This is a genomic window from Micromonospora sp. M51 (genome assembly GCF_018070305.1).
In the GTDB taxonomy this organism is placed as follows: domain Bacteria; phylum Actinomycetota; class Actinomycetes; order Mycobacteriales; family Micromonosporaceae; genus Micromonospora; species Micromonospora parva.
In genome coordinates, this window is sequence record NZ_JAGPXZ010000577.1 from 1 (window position 1) to 4,081 (window position 4,081).

General features: G+C 68.7%; 1 protein-coding gene and 1 pseudogene. Both read left to right on the forward strand.

The annotated features are described in order from the left end of the window. The first annotated feature begins 35 nt into the window (after positions 1-35). Positions 36-3,473 (forward strand): hypothetical protein, encoded by a 3,438-nt coding sequence (locus KBX53_RS24805; RefSeq protein ID WP_210861942.1) that lies wholly within the window; start codon positions 36-38, stop codon positions 3,471-3,473. Between the two features lie 367 nt (positions 3,474-3,840). Then, a pseudogene (locus tag KBX53_RS24810) lies at positions 3,841-4,081 on the forward strand (IS110 family transposase); the annotation flags it as partial.

The following is a 4,081-nucleotide window of genomic DNA, read 5'->3' on the forward strand; positions in this document are numbered from 1 at the left end:
TCGCGAACCTGCCTTCGACGGCGTTGACCCGGGCCTTGGTCGTACAGCTGATGCCGGTTGCGGGCGACGCCATCGGCGATTTCCTCACCGCGCAGGATCCGGTGACGGCGGAGCGCTGGCGACCCGTCATCGATCAGATCGCCGCCGTTCCGGCCGGTTCGCTGGCAAGGGCTCTGGCGACGCCGTGGCTGGCGGTGCTCGCGCGCGACGCATTCGCAGGCCGGACTGCGGATCCGCGCGTGCTGCTCGACACCCAGGATCCCGGACTCCTACTGGCCGAGCTGGTCGAGCGGATGCTTGAGCGCCTACCGGCGCGGGCCTGCACCTGGCTGGCGGCGCTGGCCGAGCTCAACGGCCGGCCGTTAAGCGGGATCGTCTGGTGGCGGCTCACAACTGTCGCTGATGGCCCAGCCGTTGCCGCGGGTTGGATCCGATGGGGCGGACTCCTGTTGCTCATCGCGGCCACGGCCGGTATCTCCGGGAGCGTGATCCCCGCCGTCGCGCTGGCTGCGGCAATCGTGCTGACCCTGAGGGCCGGACTGATCGAGCGCCGGCCAGGGCCGCGTCGAGTGGTATGGCTGGGTTGGAGCGACTTCGTACGGGCGGCGATCGAAGCGCTGGCCGGCTTTGTCCTTATCCCCGCGTTGCTGGTGTTCTCGGCCAGGCCCGATTCGCTGTTGCTATTCATGAGCACGCATCGCATCGAGATGGACCTGGCGGGTGGCGTCTGCGCCGTGGCTATGGTCGTCGCCATGGTCACCCGGCGGCGCCTGTCGCCGGCCCCGCCCAGATCGCTGCAACAGGACCGGCTCGCCGCGATCCTTCGCGCCTTGTCGGCCGCCGGCCTCGGGGGGGTGCTGCTCTGGGCAGCGCCTGCTTCTCCCGAACCGGCGGCGGTGATCGCCTTGTCTATGTTAGTGCTGCTCCTGGTGTTACTCGACGGCAGCGCGTGGGGGCAGTACACGGTCGCGCGGTTATGGCTGGCAGGTCGAGGGCGGCTGCCGTTCCGGCTCGGCCGGTTCCTAGCCGACGCCGAGCGGGCCGGGGTTCTGCGGCGGGCCGGGCAGGAGTACCAGTTCCGGAACGCTGAAATAAGTGAGGTGCTAATCCGCCGGGCCAACGCACGTCGAGGGCCCGCTGCGGCGGTGGTCGACGAGATGCTGGTGCAGGTCCTCGCGCTGCCTGCGGTGGCCGAATATCTGGCCCCGGCGCCGACCGAGCGCCGCAGAGAGCTTGAGCAACAAGTGCGGCGCGAGATCGCCGCGGACCCGGTGGCCGTGCTCGAGAGCGGCTCGGCCCAGTATGAGCGGTTCCGGCAGGCCCGTCGGCAGCTTGTGGCGGCGGCGGTACCGACCTGGGCGCGATCGAGCAGCGCGTACGGGATGCTGGCTGGCGTCGCCGCAGCAACGGCCGTGTTCGTCTTCGGCAATGCGCTGTGGTCGTTGCGGATCTCGCCACTGACCGGACCCATCGCCGTCGCTGTCGGCGCGGTCGTGCTGGGCGGCGTAGTCGCACGCGTGGCGGGTCGACGCGACCGACGAGGTCTGTTCGCCGCCTGTCTGACCGTCATCGTGCTGGCGTTCGCGGCGTTGCTTACGCTGGCGGGTGCGGCCTTCCGGCGCGTCCCGGGGGCGGAGTCACTCGTCGTAGTGGCCGCCGTGGCGGCGTCACTGTTGGGTTTGTCGTGGGTGGGGACGCGACAGTACGCCGATGCCTGGCGCCGATTCCGTAGCGACGATCCGTCGCGATGGCCGGAGCCCGGACCCTCGACCCGCCGGTACGACGAGGCGGCGCGCCAAGCCCGCGAGGATTGGTTAGCGGCGATGGCAAGGCACTGGATCGTCCCGAAGGTCTGGGCCACCCTCCGACAGAACCGCGACGAGTACACCTTGCGGCTCCCCGTGCTCAACCCTGGCCGGCTGGGCGACGTCACCCGCACCGAGGAACTGGTTGAGAACACGGCCGGCGATCGCGTCGCCTGGGTGTTGCGGGAGCTTGAGGGAGCCAGCATCGGCATCAGCGGCCCGCGCGGCACAGGCAAGAGCACGGTGCTGCAGCGGTACTGCACCGACCAGTTCCGGGCCAACGAGGGCGACGTGCTCGTGCTCGTGCAGGCACCGACCACCTACGATCGGCGCGAGTTTCTGGTGCACCTGTTCGCCGAGACCTGCGTCCGGCTCGGCGCGCGGCCGGCGGCTCGCCTAAAGACACACCGGTGGTGGTCGCGGGTCCGGGCGCTGTTGCCGGCCGCCGTAGTCCTAGCGGGTGTAGTTCTGATCAGCGGTGTCGTCTTCGGAGCTCAGGTCCGTACGGCCTTCGTGGCCATTTGGCAGGCGCCGCGGACCTCAGCGTATGTCCTCGGTGGTTTGCTGATCCTGGCGCCGGTGCTGTGGCGCCTCTGGCGCGACCTGGTGCGGCACCGGTCCAAGGTGACCCCAAGTCCGTCGGCGGCCCTGGCGGAGCGCCACTTACAGGCGCTGCGCTACCAGTCCGTCTTCTCGCGTAAGACGGGTGGCAAGTTCGCCGTTCCCGGTGGGCTCGACCTGAGCGCGGAGGGCCAGGTGCAGCGGACCGAGCAGCTGCGGACGTATCCAGAGCTGGTCGCGCAGTTCCGGGAGTTGCTGTACGAGGCGGCCCTGGAACGCCGCCGTCGCGGTCAGCGCATCATCATCGGGGTCGACGAACTCGACAAGATCGGCTCGGCGGACGACGCCGAGCAGTTCATCAACGACCTCAAGTCTGTGTTCGGGGTCCGCGGCTGCTACTTCCTGGTCGCGGTTTCGGAGGATGCGCTGGCGGCGTTCGATCGCAGGGCGCTCGGGGTCCGCACCGCCTTCGACAGCGCCTTCGACCTCATCATCGCGGTCGGGTCGCTTAGCGTCACCGAGGCCGGGAAACTTCTACAGATGCGCGGCCTCAGCGTGCCTGAGCCATACCTGTGGCTGTGTCATATATTGTCCGCAGGCCGACCGCGTGAGCTGTTGCGGACCGTGATGGCATTGGCGACGATCAGCTCGGAGCGCAAGATATGGGCCATCGACAAGCTGGCCGTCAAGCTCGTGGCGGCCGACTCGGCGAGCATCCTCCGCTCGCAGGTCCGAGCGGCCGAGATGGCCGCCACCCAGCAGCATGAGGCGGTGCGGTGGATCGTGCAGGTGTACGAGGCGCCGATGACGGCGGAATTGCTTGAGAAGGCATGCACTGACATGCCTTCCGTGGAGCGGACCGACCCGATCTCAGCCATACTGGTGCAGACCCAGGCATACTTGTACCTCGCCGCGACCCTGCTGCGGGCTTTCGCCGAGGATCCGCGGTCCACCGTGACCACGCTCGGCCCCGTCTCAGGCGGTCCGCCGGTCGAACGGCTCGTGCAGGCCCGGTCCCGGATCACGGCCCACCCGGACCTCGCATGGCCAGCCATCGACGATTTTCGGCGGCTCATCGGGCTGCCGCTCGTCGAACGCGAACCTTAACCGCCTCTGATCGGCGCGTCGGTCCGGCGGCGGTTGCGCGCCGCAATGGCCAGGACGTTCGCGGCTAAGGTGCTGGGCCGAGCCAGCCAGCACGCCACTCTTGGCGTCGCATCTTCGAGTGCGCTGCTCTCGGCTACTTGTTTCATTGACCTGCGACCGTGGCCCGGCCAGGCTTCGGTCGAGGCGCCCGGGTTGTCGCTCTCATTGCGGCTGCCCACGCTGGTCGTGTGGCTCTCATCTGGCCTTCGCGGCCCGGGCGTCGCCCCATGGCAGGGAGAGGCTCAAGAGGGGTTTGCTCTGCTCGAACTAGCGTTGCCCTCCCGGCTCGACAACTGCTGATCGAGCATCGGAGGACCCGTTCAGTGGCATGTCTGATCGTGTGGTCATCGGCGTGGACACGCACAAACGCTCCGCCACGATCGAGGTCATGACCAGCAACGAGACCATCGTCGGCGGTAACCGGTTCAACACCGTTCGGGACGGCTATGCGGCGATGAGGAAGTACGCCAGGCGGTGGCCGAGCCGGGTCTGGGCGATCGAGGGCTGCCAGGGCATCGGCCGGCACATCGCCAACCGACTACTCGCCGACGACGAGCAGGTCGTCGACG